We start from the raw sequence: 1738 nt of genomic DNA, 5'->3' as shown, positions 1-1738 counted from the left end.
ACACCTCACTCGGAGAGCTTTCCCTATGCCCGTGACACTTGATGGCCAGCTTGTCGTTGCGATTTCTTCGCGGGCGCTGTTCGACTTTGAAGAGGAGAACCGGCTGTTCGAGACCGGGGACGACCGTTCGTACATGAAGCTGCAGCTGGACCGGCTGGAGGTGCCCGCCGCGCCGGGTGTGGCGTTTTCGCTGGTGAAGAAGCTGCTGGCCTTCAACGATGAACAAGCCCAGCGGGTGGAGGTGGTGATCCTCTCGCGCAACGACCCGGTCTCGGGCATGCGGGTGTTCCGCTCGGCGCAGCACTACGGCCTGCCCATCCAGCGCGGCAGCTTCACGCGCGGGCAGCCGCCCTGGCGCTACCTGCGGCCGCTGCGCGCCAACCTGTTCCTCTCCACCCACCTGGCCGATGTGCGCGCCGCGCTGGACGCGGGCGTGCCCGCCGCACAGGTGTACCCGCAGTCGGTGCATGCGAGCGACGCGCACCCGCACGAGGTGCGCATCGCGTTTGACGGCGACGCGGTGCTGTTCTCGGACGAGGCCGAGCGTGTCTACCAGTCACAGGGCCTGAGCGCGTTCCAGGCACACGAAGCCAGCCACGCGGGGCAACCACTGCAGGGCGGACCGTTCAAGCCCTTGCTGGAAGCCCTGCACCGCCTGCAAACCGAGGGCACGAACGCCATGCGCATCCGCACCGCGCTGGTCACCGCGCGCAGCGCGCCGGCGCACGAGCGCGCCATCCGCACGCTGATGGATTGGGACATCGAGGTCGATGAGGCCATGTTCCTGGGCGGCCTGCCCAAAGGTGAATTCCTGCGCGAATTCGAGCCCGACTTCTTCTTCGACGACCAGACCGGTCACATCGAACACGCGTCGATGCACGGGCCCAGCGGGCATGTGGCGAGCGGGGTGTCGAACGGCCCACCGCTGGCCTGAACACCCCGTGCATCTGTACCCTGGTGTGACCCCACGCCTCAGGGGAACAGCACCGACAGCGGTGTGATCGAAAAGGCGGGATAGGGCGAGGGGTTGGGGTTCTGTTCGTTCGACTGGCCACCTGTACCCAATTGCCCCTGAAAGCCCGAGCCCAAGCATTGAACGCCGCCACTGGCCAGCGAGACGCAGGTGTGGTCGTCGCCCAGTGCGAGCGCGTTCACGGCACCGGTCACCACCACCTGCACGGGCGCCAGGGCCACGTCGTTCGAATCGGTCTGGCCACGGGCATGGCCCTTGGCGCCCCAGCACCAGACGCTGGCGTCCTGCAGCAGGGCACAGGTGTGGGCAGACCCGGTGACCTGCGCCACCGCAGTGCCGATACCGGTCTCCGTCACTGGCGTCAGTGCGGGGGTCACGCCGGTGCCCCCATCGCCCATGAGGCCGCTGCGCACCGTGCCAAAGCCTGTGCTGATGCCGCGGTAGCCCCAGCAACGCACGCCGCCGTCGGCCAGCAGCGCACAGCTGTGGCGTGAGCCCGCGGCCACGGCCACTGCGTTGGCGATGCCCGAAACCACCACCGGGCTGGCCGCATCGGTCTGGCTGCCGTTGCCCAGTTGCCCGTCGTTGTTGTCGCCCCAGCAGCGCACGCCACCAGCGCTCAGAACGGCGCAGTGGTGGCCGTAGCCCGAGGACAGCGCGGTGACGCCGCTCAGGCCCGCCACCGGCGCCGGCACCAGCTGTTCGATGCCGGTGTTGCTGTTGCCCCAGCAGCTGACGCTGCCGCCTTGCAGCAGCGCACAGGTG

At 68.5% G+C, this 1738-nt stretch carries 2 protein-coding genes; one reads left to right on the top strand and one right to left on the bottom strand.

Annotated elements, in window-relative coordinates; all coding sequences use genetic code 11:
- The first annotated feature begins 25 nt into the window (after nt 1-25).
- Nucleotides 26-934: a 5'-nucleotidase gene (locus ACR2JA_RS13265; protein ID WP_434009550.1), complete on the top strand. Its 909-nt coding sequence runs from the start codon at nt 26-28 to the stop codon at nt 932-934.
- 38 nt (nt 935-972) lie between these two features.
- Here the strand turns inward: ACR2JA_RS13265 and ACR2JA_RS13260 are convergent.
- The coding region (locus ACR2JA_RS13260; protein WP_434009549.1) for an RCC1 domain-containing protein at nt 973-1738 on the bottom strand (766 nt) is incomplete at its 5' end.

It is taken from the genome of Hydrogenophaga sp. (assembly GCF_051007235.1).
In the GTDB taxonomy this organism is placed as follows: Bacteria; Pseudomonadota; Gammaproteobacteria; order Burkholderiales; family Burkholderiaceae_C; genus Hydrogenophaga.
This window is presented reverse-complemented; position numbering and strand designations above follow the sequence as displayed.

Coding starts and splice junctions, on each gene's coding strand:
- ACR2JA_RS13265 (WP_434009550.1), top strand. CDS start 26: ATGCCCGTGACACTTGATGGCCAGCTTGTCGTTGCGATTTCTTCGCGG.